Origin of the sequence: Paenibacillus sp. FSL R7-0302, assembly GCF_038006885.1 — a bacterium.
Classification (GTDB): domain Bacteria; phylum Bacillota; class Bacilli; order Paenibacillales; family Paenibacillaceae; genus Paenibacillus_AQ.
In genome coordinates this window covers 4,512,456-4,535,022 of record NZ_JBBOWB010000001.1, presented here as the reverse complement: position 1 = coordinate 4,535,022, position 22,567 = coordinate 4,512,456, and the positions used below count along the sequence as shown (strand labels likewise).

Below are 22,567 nucleotides of genomic sequence, written 5' to 3'. Positions count from 1 at the left end.
ACTACGCGAAAACCGAATAGCAATCGTTACAGCGTCATGTAGCTAATGTATACGAAAAACAGCATACATTGTGTTCACTTGCAGGCATATGACCGAATGTATGCGGAAAACAACATACATTGTGCTTGCTCACAGGCATATGGCCCGAATGTATGCGGAAAACAGCATACATTGTGCTCGCACGCAGGCGCATAACCCGAATGTATGTGAAAAACAGTATATATTGAGCTGGATTTCCAGGTAATCCCATTGTATTGGATTTTCGTTGTTTTGTCATAGAGTTGTAAAATTTAATCGGTATATTTTACAAAAATCGCTGAAATAATGTGAGATTTTACACAACAATTTATAAGAGTTAATGGAATTTGATAGATTCATAGGGAAGGCTATGATACAATTTTTCGGACAGTGGTAGAATAATCTAGCAATCACAGGGAGGAAATTAGATTTATGGGAGAGAGAAGATGGAACAAGCCGATAGCTTCTTTATTGGCTACCACAGTTCTGGCAGCACAGATGCTGGGCGGAGTATTCAATGTTCCTGTGCTGGCGGCAGGAAAGGCTGAGGCTTCTCCGGTGATTAATCCGGGAACCATTAATTTACGCTTGATGAGCACCACTGATGTTCATACGAACGTATATGGATGGGACTATTTCAAGGGTGCCGCCTCCGCGACTGTAGGTCTGGACCGTACTTCAACCTTGGTAAAGGCTGCACGCAATGATCCAGAGGGCGAGTACAACCTTTTGCTGGATAATGGCGATTTAATTCAAGGAACACCACTGGGAACGTATATGGCCCAAGTGTCTGATTTCAGGGAAAGTGAAGACCAGATTCATCCGATCATTGCAGCTATGAATCTCATGGGTTATGATGCAGCAACCTTCGGCAATCATGAATTCAATTATGGTTTGGATTATCTGGACCGGACCGTTAAAGGCAATGTAAACAGCGCAACTTATAAGGAGTCTACGGGAGCGAAGTTCCCTTATGTGAATGCAAATATTTATAATAAGTCAGACGGTGAAAATACATTTGAACCTTATAAAATCATCGATAAAGAAGTAAAAGACAGCAACGGCAACACCGTTACTATTAAAGTCGGCCTCCTGGGTCTGGTTACTCCGCAAATCATGGAGTGGGACAAGGTGAACCTGGAGAACAACGTTATTGCCGAAGATATTGTGGAAACGGCGAAGAAGTTTGTTCCTGAAATGAAGACGGCTGGTGCGGACGTTATCGTCGCCATGACTCATTCCGGGTTCGACGCTGCTGCCGCAGAAGGAACCGGAGCAGAGAATGTCATTAACCTGCTGAGCAAGGTTCCCGACATTGATGCCATTACCTTCTCGCATACCCACAAGGTATTCCCGACGAACGGCGTTGACAGCGCGCTGGATGCTTCCTTCAAAGATCCGTCCACCAAGAAACCTTACAATAATGGTGTAGCTAAGGTAGATAACGTTAACGGCCACATCAATGGGACTCCGGCAGTACAAGCGGGCTATGGCGGGGGCTATCTGGGTCTTATTGATCTGAAAATCGCCCAGAACAGCAACGGCAAATGGACAGTAGATAAAGAAGCCTCCAAGGCTTCTACGCGCTCTATTGCTGGCGCAGCCATTGACACTGCCATTGATGATCTTGCCGGTGCGGCACATGAAGCAACTATTAAATACGTGAATCAACCGCTTGGTTTAACATCTGCGCCGATGAACAGCTATTTTGCTATGGTACAGGATGATCCGACAGTCCAGCTCGTAACCTATGCCCAGCAGCAGTATGTATCTAACTTGATTCATACGAACGAGAATCTGGCCGGTTATAGAAACCTGCCGATCCTGAGCGTTGGTGCGCCATTCAAGGCTGGACGCAACGGCCCTGAGGAGTATACAGACATTAAGAAAGGCAGCCTTACGATTGCCAGCGCAAGCGATTTGTACTTGTATGACAACACACTCAAGGCGATTGTTGTTAACGGTGAAACCGTCAAGAATTGGGTAGAGATGAGCGCAGGAGCGTTCAACCGTATCAAGCCATCCATCTCCACCCCCCAGCCGCTTTTGAATTCAGCATTTGCTGTATTCAATTTCGATGTGATTGACGGGATCAAATATACAATTGATGTTACCCGTCCTGCTAAATACATGCCTGATGGAACGCTTGTCGATAAGTCTTACAGCCGGGTAACCTCCATTACTTACAACGACCAGCCGCTGAACCTAGAGGATAAGTTCGTGGTCGTTACCAACAATTACCGTGCAAGTGGCGGAGGAAACTTCCCGGGTGTCAAAGGCGCTAACATGATCATTGATTCCCAGATGGAGAACCGCCAGGTGCTGATGGATTACATCAAGGAAGCGGGAACCGTTGATCCTACCGCAGACAACAACTGGTCGATTGCACCTATTGAAGGCAATGTTACTGTAACATTCCCGTCTTCACCCAAAGCAGCAGCAGTCGCTCCTGCAAACATTACTGCTACGGGAACTCAAGATGTCAATAAATTTGAAATCTACAACCTTGATTTGAAAAAAGCTCCTCCAGTCCCAACAGGAGATGTTGAAGTCCATCTGCTGGGCATTAATGACTTCCACGGCCAACTGGACACTACCTCGGTGGTGAATGGGGAAGCAGTAGGCACAGCGGCTACACTTGCGGCTTATTTGAAGGAAGCCCGTGCCAAATATGAGCATTCGCTGCTGTTCCATAACGGCGACTCTGTGGGCGCATCCGCTCCGGTATCTTCGCTGGAACGCGACAAGCCTACAATGGAATGGATGAATCTCATGAAGTTCGACGTCGGCACCCTGGGCAACCATGAATTTGACCAAGGTGTTGAGGCGATGAAGGCTCAAATCTATGGCGGTAAAGACCCTAAGAACGAGAAAGTCGTCCATAACGGCGCAGATTTCGATTATATCAATGCCAACGCAGTAGACAGTACTACTGGCAAACCTATTATCACCCCTTATGTTGTAAAAGAAGTTGGCGGCGTGAAAATCGGCTTCATCGGAGTTGTGACCAAAGCAACGCCAAGCAAAGTATCGCCAGCCGGTACAGCCGGTGTGAAATTCCTGAGTGCCGAGGAAGAGGTCGCGGCGATTGAGAAATATGCGGCCGAGCTGAATGCTCAAGGCGTCAAGACGATCGTAGTGCTTGCCCATGATCCGGCAACAACCAAGGTTGATTCGGTTACCAAAAAGAATGTATCCACCGGCGAAGCTGTAGATCTGGCTAATGCGCTTCCTGCCAATTCCCCGGTTGATGTGATCGTAGCCGGAGACAACCATGGCTATGCCAATGATACGGTGAACGGTAAGCTGATCGTTCAGGCTTACTCTTACGGAACGGCTTTCGAAGACATCAAGCTGGTGATTGACGGAGCTACAGGTACAGTGAAGAGTAAAACAGCTACTGTAACGAACACGGTTCAGAGTAAAATCACACCGGATGCCGAAACCAAGGCGTTGGTGGACTACTATCTGAGTCGGCACCCTGAGCTGACTCAGCCTGTAGGAACTACTGACGGTACAATTACCCGTACAGATGCCTACACTAAGGAATCAGCATTGGGTAATCTGATTGCAGATGCGATGCGCAGCGCTGATTTCGAAGACGGTTCTACGGTTCCTGCTGATTTCGCCTTCATGAACCCGGGCGGTATTCGTGCGGATCTTCCGAAAGGTAATGTAGCGTTCGGAGATCTGGCGAAGATTCAGCCATTCGGCAACACGCTGGTGAAGCTGACGCTGACCGGTCAGCAGATCAAGACTCTGCTGCAGCAGCAATGGGCGGTTAAGGCTGACGGCACCGCAGACACGAAGACACTACAAATCTCAGGTCTGAAATATACAGCCAACATGTATCTGCCGGTTGCAGAGCGTGTGGCTAACCTGACCAAGACAGACGGAACACCTATTGAAATGTCGAAGAGCTACACGGCTGTAGTCAATAATTTCATGGCTGCGGGCGGCGATAATTACAAGGTATTGACTGAGGCGAGCGCCTCGCTGGCCGGACCGATTGACCTGAATGTATTCTATGAATATATCGTCAAAACATTCAACGGCGGTGCGATCACGGCTGCCATTGAAGGCCGGATCACTAATGTGGAGAAAGACCCTGGAACAGCTACTCCAAGTCCTAGCTCTAACCCTGGTACTGGATATAACCCGGGACCGGTTGTAACAGCAACGCCTAAGCCGACAGCTGCGCCATCGGCTACGCCGGCAGCATCTGCTACACCAGCTCCTGTGGCTACACCGGCACCTACAGCAACTCCTGCTGTACCTGCTGTAGCCTTCAAGGATCTGGGCAAGGTAGCCTGGGCTGCAGATGCCATTAATGCATTGGCAGCCAAAGGCATTATCAAAGGAATGGACGGCACAAACTTTGCACCAATGAAAAGTGTAACCCGCGCAGAATTCGTAACCATGCTGGTTCGTTCACTTGATTTGAGCAATTCGGCTTCACCTGCGACATTCAGCGATGTGAAGCAGGGAGTCTGGTACTCGGGTACGATTGCTGCGGCTGTCAATGCAGGTCTTGTAAAAGGCTCCGGCAACGGTAAATTCGAGCCGGGCCGTGAGATTACCCGTGAGGAAATGGCGATTATGATCGCAAATGCCCTTAAGGGTCAGCTGCAGCCGGTTGATGCTGCAACGTTGAACAAATTCACGGATAAGGGCAAGATTGCCCCTTACGCTCAGCAGGCAGTGGCACAGCTGACTCAGATGGGTATCGTCAACGGTGTGGATGCCAAGCAGTTCGCACCGAAGAGTATGGCCAACCGTGCTCAGGCTGCGGTCATTATCTTCCGTATGCTGGAGAACAAAGCTTCATAAGTTAAAGTTTCATGATCATGTGATCATGAAATGATAATCAATCAGAGGAAGGCCCGTGCTGAAATAGCACGGGCCCTTTTCTGTCTGAGGACGGGCAGCCGTTTTGCGCTTGACGGAAGATAAGCTGAGATTTATAATTGCCTTAATTCATGTTATCAGCGTTGACAAAGATATGAACCGTTTGCTTTGGACCGTTTCAGAGAGAGGAAGCCTCAGGCTGCAACTTCCTCCGGTACCGGTATTGGTTTACCCCTTTGTAGCTGCGGTTATGAACTCCTGAGGGTTTCCGTACTCCGGAATCTTAATGGATAGTAAGAACCGCCGGTTCATGGCCGTTATCCCCATGCTAACGAAGGATTATATTCTGCAGTGAAGCTGAAGCATAAGCAGCAATTGCAAGGATAGATCGAATTTGGGTGGAATCACGGGTGCAATCACTCGTCCCTTTGCGGGACGGGTGTTTTTTGTGTGAAGAGTTCAGCGAAGTATAGCCCAACAAACCTTAGGAGGAAGTAATCATGTCAGTAAATATTAAGCTTCCGGACGGATCGGTCCGGGAATACGCAGACGGCAGCAGCATTGATGATGTAGCCGCCTCAATCAGCAGCGGACTGCGCAAGAACGCCGCAGCAGGCAAGCTCAACGGGATTGTCGTAGACCTGTCAACACCGCTGCACGAAGGCGATCTGGTGGAGATTGTAACTCTTGATTCGCCGGAAGGTCTCGAAGTGATGCGCCACAGTACAGCTCACCTGATGGCGCAGGCAGTAAGACGCCTGTTCGGCACCAAGGAAGTGAAGCTTGGAGTAGGTCCTGTGATCGAAGACGGCTTCTATTATGATATGGACCTGGAGCATCCGCTCAATCCCGAGGATCTGCTGAAGATCGAGAAGGAAATGGACCGCATCGTCTCGGAGAATCTGCCGATTGTCCGCCATGAGGTCAGCCGCAAGGAAGCGCTGGAGCGCTTCGGCGAGCTGGGTGATCCTTATAAGCTGGAGCTGATTGAAGCTCTGCCGGAAGACAGTGTCATCACCATCTATGAGCAGGGCGAATTCTTCGACCTTTGCCGTGGCCCGCATTTGCCGTCTACAGCCAAGATCAAGGTATTTAAGCTGATGAATGTGGCCGGGGCTTACTGGCGCGGGGACAGCAAGAACAAGATGCTGCAGCGTGTCTACGGCACAGCCTGGATCAAGAAGGCACAGCTGGATGAGCATCTGCGCCTGCTGGAGGAAGCGAAGAAGCGCGACCACCGGAAGCTGGGCAAGGAGCTGGAGATTTTCACCTTCAACCAGTTAGTTGGACAAGGCCTGCCGATCTGGCTGCCTAAGGGTGCGAAGCTGCGCAGTATTCTGGAGCGTTATATTGTGGATCTGGAAGCAAGCCTCGGATACCAGCATGTCTACACTCCTGTACTCGGGAACGTAGAGCTGTACAAGACTTCCGGCCACTGGGAGCACTACCAGGAAGATATGTTCCCTAAGATGACTATCGATAACGAAGAGTTCGTGCTCCGCCCGATGAACTGCCCGCATCATATGATGATCTACAAGAGCTCGATGCACAGCTACCGCGATCTGCCGATCCGTATTGCCGAGCTCGGGATTCAGCACCGTTATGAAATGTCGGGAGCCTTGACAGGTCTGCACCGTGTGCGTTCCATGACGCTGAATGATTCGCATATTTTCTGCCGTCTGGACCAGATTAAGAGCGAGTTCATCCGCGTGCTGGAATTAATTAAGCAGGTATACAGTGACTTCGGGATTGAAGATTACCGGTTCCGCCTCTCTTACCGTGATCCTAAGGATACTGAGAAATATTATGCCAACGACGAGATGTGGGAGACTGCACAGCGTATGCTGCGTGAGGTAGTCGAAGAAGCCGGTCTGCCGTTCTACGAAGCTGAAGGCGAAGCGGCCTTCTATGGTCCGAAGCTAGATGTGCAGATTAAGACTGTACTCGGCAAAGAAGAGACACTCTCGACCGTACAGATTGACTTCCTGCTGCCGGAGCGCTTTGAGCTGGAATATGTTGGCGACGACGGCCAAAAGCACCGCCCGGTGGTCCTGCACCGCGGGATTCTGGGAACGATGGAACGGTTCGTAGCCTTCCTGCTGGAGAACTTTGCCGGTTCACTGCCGCTGTGGCTGTCCCCTCAGCAGGTGAAGATTATCCCGGTATCCTCAGCCTTTGATGAATATGCGAAGGAAGTGGAAGCGAAGCTGCTGAAGAGCGGCATCCGTGCGGAAGTGGACTTACGCAATGAGAAGATGGGCTACAAGATCCGTGAAGCTCAGCTTGAGAAGCTGCCATACATGTTCGTTGTCGGCGAGAACGAGATGAATGCGGGCAGCGTATCGATCCGCAAACGCGGCGAAGGCGACATCGGCGCCCGTCCGCTGCAAGAAGCCATTGATTCGCTTGCCCAGGAAATTGCCGGACGTGTAATCTAATTCATTCTGCTCACTGAACCTCTGTTATAAGCCTTATGAGACCGCTATGGCGCGGTGTCATGTATAAAGTTTTGCGAATCGGGAAACCCTCGTACTATGGGGAGGGTTTAACTAATGAACAAAATGGGCTTATACCAGAGGTTTTGGTGTCTTTTCGTCACGATCGTCCTTATGCTGACCGCTGCCGGGATCTTCCCGGACTACGCGCGGAAGTCAGTCCAGGCGAGAGGGATGGAGGACACTGCAGGGCAGCATGGAAGCAGCATACAGAAGCAGTCACCCGTTGATCGTCAGCAGGCAGGCTCAGCATCCCGTCTTGGAGGCTCTTCAAGAGCCGTACAGCCGGATGCCGCAGACAAAGCTGCTAAGCCAGAGGTACAGGCAGCTAAGCCTAAGAATGCTGTCAAAGCACCCGGCTCGGTACCGGTAGCCGCTCCGGCTCCAGAGCAGATTATCACCTCGCTGAAAGTAATGGCGACCGGCTATACAGCCGGATACGAATCCACAGGCAAGACCGCGAAGCATCCGGAGTACGGGATTACGTATTCAGGAGTGAAGGTACGGCGGGACAAGAATGCGGTATCCACGATTGCAGCGGACCCGAAGGTGCTGCCGCTGGGAAGTATTTTATATATACCGGGTTACGGATATGGCATTGTGGCCGATACCGGATCGGCAATCAAAGGGCGCAAGATCGATCTCTACTTCAGCACCACCAAGCAGGTCTACAAAGAATGGGGCAAGAAGTCAGTCGTGGTTCAAGTGATTAAGCGCGGCGACGGCAAATGCACGGAAAGTATGCTGAAGAGCCTTGGCCACGCCATTCAGACTTATAATGCGGTTCCGCAATATTTGCTGGAAGAAGCTATTTAGGGGTTGCTTACGCCGGTCAATCCGGAGTTTGAATTTATTTTCACGTGAGCATGCATAATACAGCGGTCTGCTTCCCATAATATCGACTGGAGCAAATACTTGCTTCTTCCGATACAATAGGGAGGTGATTCTCGTGGCTAATTCCAAGAAACCAAAGGTACAAGAAAATTTCAAAACACCAAATGAAAAATACAATGCAGAGTTCGCTGTTGAAAATGACGGTGCTACTAAGCAAAGCAGCAATTCTATGACCAAACCGGCTCAGAAACCGCAGCAGTAATGCTGGGTTCCCGGTAAGCTCCTGAAGCAACAAGCTGTCCTGCCATGTCCGGATTACGGGCTGGAGGGCAGCTTTTTTAATAGAATTTATATGTTTTGGTTTATTTTATGCAGCTATAATCTTACTTAATATTCCAGCTCTCTCGGTCTGGAGACGGAGATACGGTTCCTTCTTACGCCGCTGTTCTCCGCCGCAATCTTCCTGTAGACTAAGGTTATAAATGTTTACTGAGGAAGAGTTGTATTTACGACAAGGGGGATGACATTATGAAACGAAGGTTCACCAGCCAGGTACTCGGAGGCCTGCTCCTTATCGGTCTTGGGGGAATGTTCCTGCTCCGGCAGATGGGCTACACGGATTTCAGTCTGGGTTCACTGATCTCCACCTATTGGCCGGTTATTCTGATCGTGATGGGAATCAAACGGTTTTTGGCTCCGGATGAGGAGCACTCCAGATTCTCGGCAACACTCGGCGGGTTCATCTATCTGGCCATCGGGGTGTTTTTCCTGGGAAGGAATTTAGACTGGTTCTATTACTCGGCAAGCGATTTCTTCAAAATGCTGATTCCGCTCATGCTGATCGGCGGCGGATTATCTGTCATCTTCAGACCGCGGCGTAATACTCCGCCTATACCTCCGGCACCGCCTTCACCGCCGGGCTACTACCCGCCTGGACCCGGCAAGAGTCCGCTGGATACAGCACCGCCCGCTCCGCTGGAATCTACGCTCGATCAGCAGTTTGAGCAGAAATTCGGTAAGCCGGCTGGCAGCGAGGACCGGAACTGGAATGATTATCTGCATAAGGATGAGGAGGACGCAGACGGTAACCCGCTGCATGCCTCGTCAGATACCCGCTGGCAGGAGAAGCAAGAGCGGCAGGAGCGCAGACGCCAGGAGCGTCAGGAACGGCAGGCCCGCCGTCACGGCGAATGGCATGAGGAGTTTCAGGATTCCGGGCATGATAAGGATGCGACGAACCGTTCGGCTTTTATCGGCGATGTGCATATGGGCAAGGAGCATTTCCAACTGAAGCGGACTAACATTTCGCAGTTCATCGGGGATACGGTGCTGGATCTGACCAATGCGCAGATTCCTTACGGCGAGACCAAGATTAATATCTCTGCTTTTGTCGGCGACATTAAAGTGTACATTCCAGACGATATGGATCTGGGTGTGGCTGTGACCGGCAGCTCGTTCATCGGTGACATGCAGGTGCTGGAGCAGTCGCGCAGCGGGTTCATGAGCAATGTACAATGCAAGACACCATATTACAAGGAATCCGGCAAGAAGGTCCGTATCAATGTCAGCTGCTTCATCGGCGACGTTAAAGTGAAAACGGTGGGTTAAATGGGGATCTTCAGTAATACCAAGTGGATGCTGCTGGTGTATTTCCTGCTTAGCGGCGGGGTAACGGCGGGGCTGATGTATGCCGGGACATGCCTGGGCTATATTCAGGTGGTGGATACCCGGATGTGGATCTATCTGTGTCTGGGCATTGTATTGTTCACCGTCATTATCGGCTACATTGCCGGTCAGCGGATTCAGCGGCGGATCGATCATCTGGATCTGAATATGCTGCAGGTGGCCAAGGGGAATATGTCGGTGCGGATGCCTGAGAGCGAGGACCAGTCTTTCGCACGTGTCTACCATGAGTTCAACATCATGATGGATACGGTGGAGAAGAAGATGAAGCGGCTCCAGCAGCTCGGGGAGCAGGAAGTGATCGAGAAGGAAAAGGCAGCGGAGAGCGCGGTACTGGAAGAGCGCAGGCGTATGGCCCGGGATCTGCATGATACGGTGAGCCAGCAGCTGTTCGCTATTCACATGTCCGCCTCTTCGCTGCCTAAAGTGCTTGAGCGCAGCGCAGAGCACGGGCAGACGGTGATGGATCAGCTGATCAGCATGTCCCAGATGGCACAGAAGCAGATGAGGGCGCTGATCGCACAGCTGCGTCCGGTGGAGCTGGAGGGGCGCAATCTGTTCGAGGCACTGGAGAAGTGGTTCCCGGATTACTGCCGCCAGAACGGGCTCAAAGGGGTGAAGGAGCTCGAGCTTCAGGGTGAGCTGTCCGAAGCGATTGAGCATCAGCTGTTCCTGATTATTCAGGAATCCATGGCGAATATCGTGAAGCATGCCGGTGCACGGGTGGTCAGTCTGTCCCTGCGGGAGGTGCCGCGCCAGGTGGTGCTGAGCATCAGCGATGACGGTCAGGGCTTCGAGCATGTGCAGCACAAGCAAGGCTCCTACGGGCTCACGACCATGCGTGAGCGTGCCGAGAAGCTCGGCGGTCAGGTCGAGATTATCAGCCGCAGGGGAGCGGGAACGACGATCCGTGTACATATTCCAAAGTTTATCCAAGAGACTGAGGCCGATTCTGAAGAGGCTTGATGTGCTCTTGCTGTGATGAAGCCGGGGCCGAATCATGCTTACACAATGTTAGGGGGAGTACAGAATGAGTCTCATAAGAGTACTGCTTGTAGATGATCACGATATGGTGAGGATGGGCCTCAAAACCTATCTGATGCTGGAGCCGATGTTTGAAGTGATTGGAGAAGCAGCCAACGGGCATGAAGCGCTGGCGATGCTGCGTGAGCTGGGACAGGAGGCGCTGCCGGATCTGGTGCTGATGGATCTGATGATGCCGGTAATGAACGGGGCTGAGACTACCCGCGCGGTCCTGGCCGAATTCCCCGGGCTCAAAATTGTCATCCTTACCAGCTTCCTGGAGGACGATCTGGTGGTCGATGCAATTGAAGCAGGAGCTGTCAGCTATGTGCTTAAGACCGTCTCGGCGGAAGAGCTGATCTACGCGCTGCAAGGCGCCTATCGCGGCATGCCGGTGATGACCGGTGATGTGTCGCAGGCACTGACACGCGGTATCCGCCAGCGCACGGTCCAGGGCGACTCCTCCGGCTTGACCGAGCGGGAGAAGGAAGTGCTGCTGCTGATCGCTGAGGGCAAGACGAATAAGGATATCGGCGAGGAGCTGCATATCAGCATCAAGACCGTGAAGACCCATGTCAGCAACCTGCTGATGAAATGCGAGCTGGACGACCGCACCCAGCTGGCGATCTACGCCCACCGCAAGGGCTGGGCGCAGGGGTAGCAGCTGCGGGTTTTTTGACTAAATCTAATGATCTATATAGATTGAACTAAAAATTTAAGTTAAAGGGAAAGTGGCGGAGGGGAATTTTGGAACTGGAGGAGCGGTAGCGACCGCCTTTGTCTACGGATTTCAACCGTTAACAACGGTATAAAATCATGAAATCTGTAGACAACAGCGGCCGGAAGTCCAAAACTTCTCTGGAGTCACGGCTAATTCCAAAACATAAAAACATTAGTTCAATTTATATAGTGAACCGATAAGGAGGCTATCCGAATAGCAAACGCTAATTTGATGAAGGAAATTAACCTGAATCATGTGCGCCAGGTGATGAAACGTATGGAGACGGCTACAAAACCCCAGCTGGCTGCACGGACCAAGCTAAGCGTAGTAACTGTGAACTCATTAGTTAAGGAGCTGTCCGAGTTAGGGGAGTTGTTTGAAGACTTGGTGGTGCCTTCCAACGGGGGCAGACCCGCACAGACCTATCGCTTTAATTACGATTTCAGCCTCGCATTGGTGATGTACGTGACAGAAAAAGCGGGAAAGGTCCTGATCTCCGCCACAGTTATCAATTTGAAGGACGATATTCTGATGAAGGATGAGCATATTATCCCGGTTTTCGAAAGAGATTTTTGCTATACAATCATTGAACATGCCCTGAGCCAGTACCCTTCCATCAAGGTCATTGGCATAGGTATTCCGGGACAGGCGGTAAACGGTGAAATTAAAGTTAGCAGTCTCCGGGAACTGACGGGCTCCAGGTTGATAGAAGAGATTGAGTCCCGGTTTGGACTGCCTATCCTGGTGGAGAATGATGTGAATGCTGCGATCAGCGGATATTGCATGAAGCATAGCGAAGGCGAAGAGCAATATTTACTGGGTCTCTACTTTCCGAACGGGTACCCGCCGGGGATGGGGATCTACCTGCACGGCAGCATCCTGAAAGGAAATCAGGGGATGTCAGGAGAGGTAAAGTTCCTTCCCGATATGCCTGAGTGGAGCCTGGAGATGACCCCGGACATATTCATAGCTGCAACCTGCAGGATCTTACAGACGGTGAATGCTGTTCTGGCCCCGGATAGAATTGTCATCTATCAGGACAGAGTGGAGGATTCCGTCTGGACATCGGCCTGGACAGCCTATCAGCTTCAGCACCCCATGCCTGTTTATCCGGAAGTCGTCTTACAGCATACCTTTCAGGAAGATTTCGAGAACGGTTTGCGCAGGCTGACCCTGAAGGAGCTAGAGCCGGAGCCCGTTTAGACCTAACGTGCGAAGAACCCTTGTTAACTACAGGGGTTTTTTGTTGTTTTCTGGATAAGTAAAACCGCTTCTTGACAAAAAACAAGAGAGAGAACATACTTAGTATATATACTTTATAAAGTTTATTTATTAAGTGGTTTTAGGAGGAGAATCTTTGTCTACGTATTTTTTAATTATTATTTATCTGGCTTTTATTAGTCTGGGACTTCCCGATTCTTTACTTGGCTCTGCGTGGCCTGTGATCTGGCCAGAGATGGGTTCATCGCTTGGATCGGCGGGAATCATCTCGATGATTATTGCCGGAGGGACCATCGTGTCCAGTCTGTTCAGTAATATAATAGTCAAGCGCTTGGGGACAGGACGAATAACTCTTGTCAGTTGCCTCGTAACCGCCGCTTCATTGTTCGGATTCTCCATGTCGCCATCCGTGTTGTGGTTCATAGTAATGGCCGTTCCGCTAGGTCTTGGGGCAGGTGCAGTGGACGCGGCACTGAATCATTATGTGGCCGAACATTACAAGGCTCATCATATGAGCTGGCTGCACTGCTTCTGGGGCGTAGGCGCGACACTGGGACCCATGATTATGGCAGTCAATCTCGTACACGCCCAGTCCTGGAGAGGGGGATATGCGGTTGTGGCCTTCATTCAGTTCGGGTTCGCGTTGATTCTGTTAGTGACGCTTCCGTTATGGAACAAGGTTGCTGCCACGCGGGAGCCTCAGCTTCCCGCAGCGCTTAGCGGCAAGCTTCCAGATGAAGCAGCTGTGAACCTTAAGCCGCAGGCGAACACCATCCGCTTGCGGGGCGTTAAGCCTACCCTGTTGACGTTCTTGTTGTACTGCGGAATAGAAGCAATGGTTGGACTGTGGGGCGCCAGTTATCTGGTAGGCGCAAGGGGAGTGGCGCCAGATACAGCAGCGGCTTGGATCTCCGTATACTACGCGGGCATTACAGTTGGCAGGCTGATTACCGGCTTCATCACGTTAAAAGTCCATAACCGCCTTCTTATCCGTTACGGTCAATTGGTGACCATCGCAGGCGGGGCTGTTCTTGTATTGCCGTTCGATCCGGCCCTCTCACTTGCAGGACTGATATTGATTGGTCTGGGCCTCGCACCGATTTATCCGGGTCTCCTGCATGAGACGCCGGCCCGGTTCGGCAAGGAGAATTCAGCCCGCTTAATCGGGTATCAGATGGCGGTAGCCTACACGGGGACAACGTTAATTCCGCCGTTATTCGGGCTTTTATCCGTGCGCACCAGCATTGCCGTATTCCCCTTTGCTGTACTTGCGCTACTGATCTTCATGTTCTGCAGTGCAGAGCGGGTGAACCGGCTGCTGGGCCAATCCATTTTAGGGAGGGAATAAACTGATGGCTTATATTCTTATATGCGCAATCATCTGGCTGGCCGCCTACTTTCATATGGCAGCATTCAAAGAACCTATGGAAGTGAAGCCTATCCGTACTGTAGAAGATCTGTTTGATTAATCAACGATCCATCATCGTCTGGGTATCTTTTATCTCCGCTTAAATTGTTTTTAATGTGACCTTAAGGTTTACAGTACAAAATAAGGACATCAAAACAAATAACACTTTGCCTGACACGGCAAGGCGCGGGAGGAAAGTAAACATGGACGATAACAAAAACAACTTCAATCGTGAGAACAACTACAATCGTGATCATGAACCGGGACCGGATCGTGAATGGGACAATAATCATAATGATACTGATAACAGCACTAATTCATCTGCAGAAGGCGGTTCCTACTACTACTCTTACGGACCTTTCAAATCGATGAACAATGATGAGATGAACGGCAATGACCCGCAGCATTATAACCGCCGCGAACCCGAACGGGTAGAGGTTACACCGCCACAGCCGGTGAAGTCCTTACCGTATAACACATCGCTCCGCACTACCGGCAATGACGGGAACGGCGGACGCGGCGGCAATCCTCCGGAGGGGGGTAACGGCTGGCAGTATAACCGTAAACCGAAGAAGCCGGTGAAAGCGGTACTGGTATCTTTTCTCGCCGGAATGGTGGTCTTATCAGGCTCCATGTTCATGGCAGACCGGGGGAATTGGTTCACCGGAGGCCAGGAGGCAGCCACGGTTGCAACGAATCCGGCAGGGAAGACGGCTAGCGGCAATGCCAACATTACACCTTCCACTTCCGCAGCGGCGCTGGTTACCGGCTCAGGAGATGTATCCGGCGTAGTTGAAGGGGTAGGGCCGGCAGTCGTCAAAATTGAGACACTGGTGAAATCAAATAGCTCGCGGAATAGAAGCAGCAGCCCGAATATGAGTGATCCGTTCTCACAGTTCTTCTTCGGGGATCAATTCGGCGGAGGAGGTTCCGGCTCGAATAATTCGGAATCCCAGTCTCCATCGAACAATTCGGATTCCTCGCAGCTGGTTCCTTACGGAATCGGTACAGGCTTCATCTATGATTCTGCCGGATACATTTTGACTAACCAGCACGTTGTTGATAATGCCGATGTGATTCAGGTTACGGTGGACGGCAATACTAAGCCTTACGAAGCGAAGCTGCTGGGCTCCAGCAAGGATCTGGATCTCGCCGTACTGAAGATTGAAGGCTCGGACTTCCCGTCTGTGGCGCTTGGCGATTCCGACAGCATCAAGGTCGGCTCAGAGGTCGTGGCGATCGGGAACCCGCAGGGCTTCGACCATACGGTGACAACCGGAGTGCTTAGCGCCAGAGGCCGCAGCATCGATATCAACGAAGAAGACGGCAGTGGCGTGAAGACCTACAAAAATCTGCTGCAGACTGACGCCTCCATTAACCCGGGGAACTCCGGCGGACCGCTGCTCAACATGAACGGCCAGGTCATTGGTATGAACGTTGCAGTAAGCAGAGACGCTCAGGGTATCGGCTTTGCCATTCCGGTAAATACCATAAAAGGCGTAGTAGATAAGCTTGAAGCCAATCAGGAAATTCCGAAGGAACCGGTACCATTCATTGGGGCTACTCTGATGACAATTACCGATGAAGTTGCCAAGCAAATGGGAACCACGATTAAAGAAGGCTCTGTAGTAGCTGAAATTGTCTTTAAATCTCCTGCTTATACAGCGGATCTGCGTCCTTACGATATCATTACAGGAATTGACGGAAAGAGCTACGCTACCAGCCAGGATCTGATCACTTACATCCAGACGCTTAAGGTAGGCGATAAGGCGACTCTGAATGTGGTCCGTGACGGTAAGAAGCTGGATCTGCCGGTAACGATCGGCAACAAGAATGATTTCGAGACCACGCAGACTCAGAAGCAATAAGCACATCATGCGGTGGGCGTTAGAGCGGAAGGGGCAACCCTTCCGCTCTGTGCTGTTCGTGTACGGATGCGGAGAGACGGGTGCATCTGATACAATAGAGATATATGAATGAGACAATGGGGGCTGCCGGATGCGACCGAATATACTGATAATTGATGATGATGAGAAAATAACCTCTATGCTCCGCCGGGGGCTGGCTTTTGAGGGCTATGATGTCAAGACGGCGTCCAACGGGGCTGACGGGTTGCGTGCCGTTCTGAACAGTGATCCCGATGTGGTCATTCTGGACGTTATGATGCCCCAGGTGGACGGGTTCGAGGTCTGCCGCCGTCTGCGGGAAGGCGGTAGCAGCGTTCCTGTTCTGATGCTGACGGCCAAGGATGAAATCGAGCACCGGGTGAAGGGGCTGGACCTCGGTGCGGATGACTATCTGGTGAAGCCGTTTGCCCTGGAGGAGCTGCTGGCCAGAGTCCGGGCGCTGCTCCGGCGCAAAAGCGAGCAGGGCGGAAGCCCGGATCAGGCGGTCACCTATGAGGATATTACGCTGGATGTGGATTCCCGGGAAGTGACCCGCGCCGGACGGCGTCTGGAGCTGACGGCGAAGGAATTCGAGCTGCTGCATCTGTTCATGCAGAATCCGAAGCGGGTGCTCTCCCGCGATCTCATCATGGATAAGATCTGGGGCTACGATTACAGCGGGGAATCGAATGTCCTGGAGGTATATATTGCCATGCTGCGCCAGAAGACGGAGGAGCATGGCGGCAAACGACTGATTCAGACGATCCGGGGAGCCGGTTACATCCTAAGAGGTGACTAATATGTCCATACGACTGCGGCTGACTGCCTGGTACTCGGGGATTCTTGCCGTTATGCTGCTGGTCTTGTCCGGCGTGATCTACGCGTTTGTCTATATTAATACGTACGGCGATTTGAAAAGCCGGCTCCTGAGCCAGTCTCATCAGGTTGAACTGAAGCAGGGGCTGACCTCTGACGGTACGCTGCAGCCGATTTTAGGCGGACCTGCGGGCCAAAGCCTGTTCGCCCAGATGTACATCTATGATCTGGACAGACTGATCCCCAGTCCGAACATGACCGAGATCAGCTTGAAGTTCAAGGTTCCCGCCAAGGAGGATCTCCCCGGACAGGAGGGATTCCTGCAAGCCAGCTATGGCGGCAATCCTTTTCTGATTTATCAGAAGGGCTTTGACATTAATCTTAATAACAGCAGTTTCCCTGCTGTCCTTCAGGTTGCTGTGTATACGGGTGAGCAGGTCACCCTGCTGAACCGGCTGAAGAATATTCTGCTGGCCGGCTCCTTCGCTACATTGCTCGCAGCCTTCACCTTCGGCCTCTTCCTGGCCCGTAAGGCGATGAGTCCGATTGGCAAGGTCATTGAAGCTGCGAACGGGATACAGACGGGAACTGACCTCAGCTCGCGGATCGTATATGACGGTCCGCAGGATGAGATCGGGCGGCTGATTGAGACGGTGAACAGTATGCTCGGGCGCATGGAGGGCTTCTATACAGGGCTGGAGGAGGCCTACGCCACGCAGCGCCGCTTTGTCTCGGATGCTTCGCATGAGCTGCGGACACCGCTTACAACCATCCGCGGGAATATCGATCTGCTGCAAAAGGTCTGGGAGATGAAGCCGGATGACAGCCGGATGTCCGAGGCGGATATCCGCCAGCTCTCGCTTGAATCGGTGAAGGATATCGCTGATGAAGCGGCACGCATGAGCCGTCTGGTAGCGGATATGCTCTCCCTGGCCCGGGCGGATACCGGCCGGACCTTCGAGATCGAGCCGGTGGCGCTGGAGCCGATGATGACTGAGGTAGCCCGCCGGGCATCCTTCCTGACGCGCGAAGCGGAGTGGTCTGTCGGTGAGATGGGCCATCTGAACGGTAAGTATATCCTGGGCAATAAGGATTATCTGCAGCAGATGATGTTCATTTTCATTGACAATGCTTTCAAATACACCCCGGCCGGTGAGGTAGCGCTGGATGCCTTACTGTATCAGAATCAGGTGGGAATCCGCATTGCCGATACGGGAATCGGGATGGACAAAGATGAGGTGCCGCATATCTTCGACCGCTTCTACCGCGCAGATGAATCCAGAGGAATTACGGAAGGCATCGGGCTCGGACTGTCCATTGCCAAATGGATTATTGAGGAGCACGGAGGCTCTGTTGAGGTGGTTACCCGTCAGGGGGAAGGGACGACCTTTGTGATCTGGCTGCCGCTTCTCTTTGCCCCGCCGCTGGAATAGGGTATAATTGAGTGGCTCCTATTACAGCAGTCATTGACAGCAGAAAGCGGTGAATTCATGGAAGTCATCAAAATCTCTCCCCGGGGTTATTGCTATGGCGTCGTCGATGCTATGGTAATGGCACGGCAGGCTGCGCAGAATCTTGACCTGCCCCGGCCGATTTATATACTGGGCATGATTGTGCATAACAGCCATGTCACGAACTCCTTCGAGGACGACGGAATTATTACGCTGGACGGGCATAACCGTCTGGATATTCTAGATAAGGTGGACAAGGGCACAGTTATTTTCACTGCGCACGGCGTATCTCCCGAGGTACGCAAGATGGCACGGGCCAAAGGGCTGACTACGGTGGATGCCACCTGTCCGGATGTAACGAAGACGCATGACCTCATCAAGGAGAAGGTTGAAGAGGGCTGTGAGATTATTTATATCGGCAAGAAAGGCCATCCCGAGCCGGAGGGTGCGGTGGGCATTGCTCCTGAGCATGTCCATCTGATTGAGAAGGAGGAGGACATTGCCGGCCTGAGAATTCCTCCTTCACGTATTGTCATTACGAACCAGACTACTATGAGCCAGTGGGATATCAAGCATATTATGCGCAAGCTGCTGGAGACCTTCCCCGGAGCCGAGGTCCATAATGAGATTTGTATGGCGACACAGGTCCGCCAGGAGGCTGTGGCTGAGCAGGCGGGCCAGTGTGAGCTGGTGATTGTGGTCGGTGATCCGCGCAGCAATAACTCCAACCGCTTGGCGCAGGTATCAGAGGAGATCGCGGGAGTTACGGCTTACCGGATCGCTGACGTCTCCGAGTTGAATACGGAGTGGCTGAAGGGAATTACCAAGGTAGGCGTGACTTCCGGCGCTTCTACGCCGACGCCGATCACCAAGGAAGTTATTAATTATCTGGAGCAGTATGACGAAGCGAAGCCGGAGACCTGGGAGATCAAGCGCACGGTCAATATGGCGAAGCTTCTGCCTCCGGTGAAGAATAAGACGGCCAGCACCAGCTGACAGGTCTGAATAATAATAACGATGAACTCATAGCGGTTACCCGGCAGTGCGGCCTGAGAGGGCTGTGCTGCTTTTTTGTAGTGTGGACTGGATACAATTTACATAAAACGGGGGAATAACGGTTGACGGAAAGGGGAATATGCGTTAAAATCACTTTAGTGCTTAAAAGCGTACACGCGTCGTAGCGAGATAGTATATCAGAGGATTAGCAGTGTGCCGGTCTATCTTACAACACTAATACGGGTCCAAAAGGGGAGCTATAATATGATCGTTATTACATCCAACCAAACACCTCAGGAACAGGTGAATGAGATTATTGCCGTGATTGAGAAGGAAGGCTTGCAGGCCCATCTCTCTGTAGGCGCTGACCATACCGTAATCGGACTGGTCGGGGGCGTCACTCCGAAGCTTGCCGAGCATCTTCGTCAGATGAAGGGCGTGGAGAATGTAGTTAAGATTACCAAATCCTATAAGCTGGCGAGCCGCGACTTCCATCCGGAGGATACGGTTATCGATATCCGCGGAGTAAAGATCGGCGGAGAGAATATGGTCATTATGGGCGGTCCGTGTGCCGTGGAATCTCCCGAACAGATCGATGAGATTGCCCGGCTGGTTAAGGCTTCCGGCGGCCAGGTACTGCGCGGAGGTGCCTTCAAGCCGCGTACCGGACCTTACAGCTTCCAAGGGGTTGGCGTGGAAGGGCTGACAATGATGGCTGAAGCCGGCAAACGTCACGGCCTGCTGACTATTACTGAGGTCATGACGCCGGAATACGTGGATATCTGTGCCGAGCATGCGGATATTCTGCAGGTAGGTACACGCAACATGCAGAACTTTGACCTGCTGCGCAAGCTGGGGACCTGCGGCCGTCCTGTACTGCTGAAGCGCGGGTTCAGTGCGACCTATGATGAGCTGCTGAATGCGGCAGAATACATTCTCGCCGGGGGCAACCGGGATGTCATGCTGTGCGAGCGCGGCATCCGTACCTTCGAGACTTACACGCGCAACACGCTGGATCTGTCGGCCATTCCTGTGCTGCAGAATCTCAGCCATCTGCCTGTGATCTCTGACCCGAGCCACGGTACCGGACGCCGTGAACTGGTAGCCCCTATGGCCAAGGCCTCGGTTGCTGCAGGCGCTAACGGTCTGATCATCGAGATGCATACCGACCCCGATAACTCCATGACTGGTGACGGCGTTCAGTCCCTGTTCCCTGAGCAATTCGACAGCCTGCTGCGGGATCTGGAGAAGCTGGCACCGCTGGTGGGCCGCAAGTTCTCTCCGTCTCTGGAGGCTGCGCCTGTAGTATGAGTGTCAACGTATAAATGACTATTGAACAGCTCTCTTCTCCCGTTTCAGTATGGGGGATGAGGGCTGTTTTTGCTGCATTTTTGTTGCATAGGGGACAAAGGTGACATGGAATCCGGATGAATTTGGTATTTTCACCAAAGCGTCAGAATATCTTACATTGTCGCAAGAAATACCTGACATAAGCATTGACGATGTTAGGTATGCGATTTATAATGACGACAGCAAAAAAATAAAAACAAGAACATTTGATACGATGAGCGGCCTAATGTTCGGAATCTGGGGAGGAATTAAGCATGTCGGTTGAAAAAGTATTGCAGACGATCAAGGAAAACAATATCGAGTGGGTGGATTTCCGGTTTGTAGATTTGGGTGGACGTGCTCACCATATCTCTTTGCCAGCATCCGCAGTTGAAGAAGAAACATTTGTAAATGGAGTAGCATTCGATGGTTCTTCCATTACAGGCTTCCGGGGGATTGAAGAGTCGGATATGGTAATGATGCCTGATCCAAGCACCACTTACATTGACCCGTTCACTGCTCACCCGACACTGAACATTATGTGCGACATTTTCACACCTGATGGCGAACGTTATGAGCGCGACCCGCGCGGGATCGCAGTGAAGGCTGAAGAATTCCTGCAATCCAGCGGTGTAGGTACAGCAGCATTCTTCGCACCTGAATCCGAGTTCTTCATCTTCGACGATGTCCGTTACGAGAGCGGAATGAATACTTCCTCCTTCTACGTAGATTCCGAAGAAGCAGCATGGAACACAGGCCGCAAGGAAGAAGGCGGCAACATGGCATTCAAGGTTGGCGTGAAGGGCGGATACGTGCCTGTAGCTCCAGTGGATTCCCAGCAGGATATCCGCAGTGAAATGTGCCGTTTGCTTGGTGAAGCCGGACTCGAAATCGAGCGTCATCACCATGAAGTAGCAACAGCAGGCCAAGCGGAAATCAACTTCCGTTTCGACACCTTGAAGAAAACAGCTGATAATCTCCTCACTTACAAATACATTGTGCAGAACACTGCACGCCAATACGGCAAGGTAGCCACCTTCATGCCAAAACCGCTGTTCGGCGATAACGGTAGCGGAATGCACGTTCACCAATCGATTTTCAACGGCGATGCCCCATTGTTCTACGAAAAAGGCGCATATGCCAACCTGAGTGAAATGGCGCTGCACTACATCGGCGGTATCCTGTATCATGCTCCTGCATTGATCGCGCTGACGAACCCAAGCACCAACTCATTCAAACGTCTGGTTCCTGGCTATGAAGCACCGGTCAACCTGGTATATTCTAAGGGTAACCGTTCCGCTGCAGTCCGTATCCCGGTAGCTGCTGTGACACCTAAGGGCTGTCGTATCGAATTCCGTACACCGGACTCCACGGCTAACCCATACCTGGCCTTCTCCGCTATGCTGATGGCTGGTCTGGACGGAATCAAGAAGAAGATCAACCCTGAAGAGATGGGCTACGGTCCGCTGGACAAGAACATCTACGAATTGTCTGATGCAGACAAAGAGAAGATCCGCAGCGTTCCGGGTACCCTGGACGAAGCTCTGGATGCACTGGAGGCTGACTTCGAATTCCTGACAGAGGGCGGCGTATTCACCAAAGACTTCATCGATAACTATATCGCCCTGAAGCGTTCCGAAGCTCAAGCCGTTGCCATCCGCGTTCATCCGCATGAATACTCCCTGTACTTCGACGTATAAGCTTTTAAGATAAGCTAGTGTAAAACTAGCTGGATAGAGAGGCCCCTGGAATCTTTTGATTCCGGGGGCTTTTTGCATTTATCGTGTAAACAAACTTCGGTGGCGGCTGATCGTGCTGGAGGGCGAGGTGAATGGTGG

Annotated in this window: 16 protein-coding genes; all 16 read left to right on the top strand. The window is 51.8% G+C overall.

Features of this window, described 5'->3' with window-relative positions:
* Positions 1–450 precede the first annotated feature (450 nt).
* The 16 genes from MKY96_RS19635 (at position 451) to glnA (ending at position 22,429) form a co-directional block, all read left to right on the top strand.
* The gene (locus MKY96_RS19635; RefSeq protein WP_340942564.1) at positions 451–4,848 is read left to right on the top strand and encodes a bifunctional 2',3'-cyclic-nucleotide 2'-phosphodiesterase/3'-nucleotidase; all 4,398 of its coding nucleotides are present in this window, start codon (positions 451–453) and stop codon (positions 4,846–4,848) included.
* A gap of 518 nt (positions 4,849–5,366) precedes the next feature.
* Positions 5,367–7,304, top strand: coding sequence for a threonine--tRNA ligase (gene thrS / locus MKY96_RS19630; protein WP_340942562.1), 1,938 nt, complete (start codon positions 5,367–5,369; stop codon positions 7,302–7,304).
* A 171-nt stretch (positions 7,305–7,475) separates the two neighbouring features.
* Positions 7,476–8,177 (top strand): 3D domain-containing protein, encoded by a 702-nt coding sequence (locus tag MKY96_RS19625; RefSeq protein ID WP_445253484.1) that lies wholly within the window; start codon positions 7,476–7,478, stop codon positions 8,175–8,177.
* A gap of 133 nt (positions 8,178–8,310) precedes the next feature.
* Positions 8,311–8,457, top strand: coding sequence for a hypothetical protein (locus tag MKY96_RS19620; RefSeq protein WP_156949683.1), 147 nt, complete (start codon positions 8,311–8,313; stop codon positions 8,455–8,457).
* A 266-nt stretch (positions 8,458–8,723) separates the two neighbouring features.
* Positions 8,724–9,803, top strand: a complete 1,080-nt coding sequence (gene liaF, locus MKY96_RS19615; protein ID WP_340942559.1) for a cell wall-active antibiotics response protein LiaF — start codon at positions 8,724–8,726, stop codon at positions 9,801–9,803.
* A complete protein-coding gene (locus tag MKY96_RS19610) occupies positions 9,804–10,844 on the top strand; it encodes a sensor histidine kinase (protein ID WP_340942556.1) in 1,041 nt (346 codons plus the stop codon).
* A gap of 64 nt (positions 10,845–10,908) precedes the next feature.
* Positions 10,909–11,562, top strand: a complete 654-nt coding sequence (locus tag MKY96_RS19605) for a response regulator transcription factor (RefSeq protein WP_340942555.1) — start codon at positions 10,909–10,911, stop codon at positions 11,560–11,562.
* Positions 11,563–11,829: 267 nt separating this feature from the next.
* Positions 11,830–12,825: an ROK family protein gene (locus MKY96_RS19600; RefSeq protein ID WP_340944649.1), complete on the top strand. Its 996-nt coding sequence runs from the start codon at positions 11,830–11,832 to the stop codon at positions 12,823–12,825.
* A gap of 154 nt (positions 12,826–12,979) precedes the next feature.
* Complete coding sequence (locus tag MKY96_RS19595) at positions 12,980–14,191, top strand: MFS transporter (RefSeq protein ID WP_340942554.1); 1,212 nt, start codon at positions 12,980–12,982, stop codon at positions 14,189–14,191.
* A gap of 263 nt (positions 14,192–14,454) precedes the next feature.
* A complete protein-coding gene (locus MKY96_RS19590; protein WP_340942552.1) occupies positions 14,455–16,119 on the top strand; it encodes a S1C family serine protease in 1,665 nt (554 codons plus the stop codon).
* A 130-nt stretch (positions 16,120–16,249) separates the two neighbouring features.
* A complete protein-coding gene (locus MKY96_RS19585; RefSeq protein ID WP_036722376.1) occupies positions 16,250–16,936 on the top strand; it encodes a response regulator transcription factor in 687 nt (228 codons plus the stop codon).
* Position 16,937: 1 nt separating this feature from the next.
* Positions 16,938–18,386: a sensor histidine kinase gene (locus tag MKY96_RS19580; RefSeq protein ID WP_340942551.1), complete on the top strand. Its 1,449-nt coding sequence runs from the start codon at positions 16,938–16,940 to the stop codon at positions 18,384–18,386.
* Between the two features lie 57 nt (positions 18,387–18,443).
* Complete coding sequence (locus MKY96_RS19575) at positions 18,444–19,400, top strand: 4-hydroxy-3-methylbut-2-enyl diphosphate reductase (RefSeq protein ID WP_340944648.1); 957 nt, start codon at positions 18,444–18,446, stop codon at positions 19,398–19,400.
* Positions 19,401–19,664: 264 nt separating this feature from the next.
* Entirely contained in the window at positions 19,665–20,711 is a 1,047-nt protein-coding gene (gene aroF / locus MKY96_RS19570) for a 3-deoxy-7-phosphoheptulonate synthase (RefSeq protein WP_340942547.1), read from the top strand.
* Between the two features lie 100 nt (positions 20,712–20,811).
* The gene (locus tag MKY96_RS19565) at positions 20,812–21,015 is read left to right on the top strand and encodes a hypothetical protein (protein WP_340942544.1); all 204 of its coding nucleotides are present in this window, start codon (positions 20,812–20,814) and stop codon (positions 21,013–21,015) included.
* Entirely contained in the window at positions 21,005–22,429 is a 1,425-nt protein-coding gene (glnA, locus tag MKY96_RS19560) for a type I glutamate--ammonia ligase (RefSeq protein WP_340942542.1), read from the top strand. Before MKY96_RS19565 ends, glnA begins: the two co-directional genes overlap by 11 nt.
* Positions 22,430–22,567: the final 138 nt, after the last annotated feature.

What these genes read in the sequence shown, in the direction of transcription:
- MKY96_RS19635 (WP_340942564.1), top strand. Translation starts at nt 451, where the DNA reads ATGGGAGAGAGAAGATGGAACAAGCCGATAGCTTCTTTATTGGCTACC.
- thrS (WP_340942562.1), top strand. Translation starts at nt 5,367, where the DNA reads ATGTCAGTAAATATTAAGCTTCCGGACGGATCGGTCCGGGAATACGCA.
- MKY96_RS19625 (WP_445253484.1), top strand. Translation starts at nt 7,476, where the DNA reads ATGCTGACCGCTGCCGGGATCTTCCCGGACTACGCGCGGAAGTCAGTC.
- liaF (WP_340942559.1), top strand. Translation starts at nt 8,724, where the DNA reads ATGAAACGAAGGTTCACCAGCCAGGTACTCGGAGGCCTGCTCCTTATC.
- MKY96_RS19610 (WP_340942556.1), top strand. Translation starts at nt 9,804, where the DNA reads ATGGGGATCTTCAGTAATACCAAGTGGATGCTGCTGGTGTATTTCCTG.
- MKY96_RS19605 (WP_340942555.1), top strand. Translation starts at nt 10,909, where the DNA reads ATGAGTCTCATAAGAGTACTGCTTGTAGATGATCACGATATGGTGAGG.
- MKY96_RS19590 (WP_340942552.1), top strand. Translation starts at nt 14,455, where the DNA reads ATGGACGATAACAAAAACAACTTCAATCGTGAGAACAACTACAATCGT.
- MKY96_RS19585 (WP_036722376.1), top strand. Translation starts at nt 16,250, where the DNA reads ATGCGACCGAATATACTGATAATTGATGATGATGAGAAAATAACCTCT.
- MKY96_RS19580 (WP_340942551.1), top strand. Translation starts at nt 16,938, where the DNA reads ATGTCCATACGACTGCGGCTGACTGCCTGGTACTCGGGGATTCTTGCC.
- MKY96_RS19575 (WP_340944648.1), top strand. Translation starts at nt 18,444, where the DNA reads ATGGAAGTCATCAAAATCTCTCCCCGGGGTTATTGCTATGGCGTCGTC.
- aroF (WP_340942547.1), top strand. Translation starts at nt 19,665, where the DNA reads ATGATCGTTATTACATCCAACCAAACACCTCAGGAACAGGTGAATGAG.
- glnA (WP_340942542.1), top strand. Translation starts at nt 21,005, where the DNA reads ATGTCGGTTGAAAAAGTATTGCAGACGATCAAGGAAAACAATATCGAG.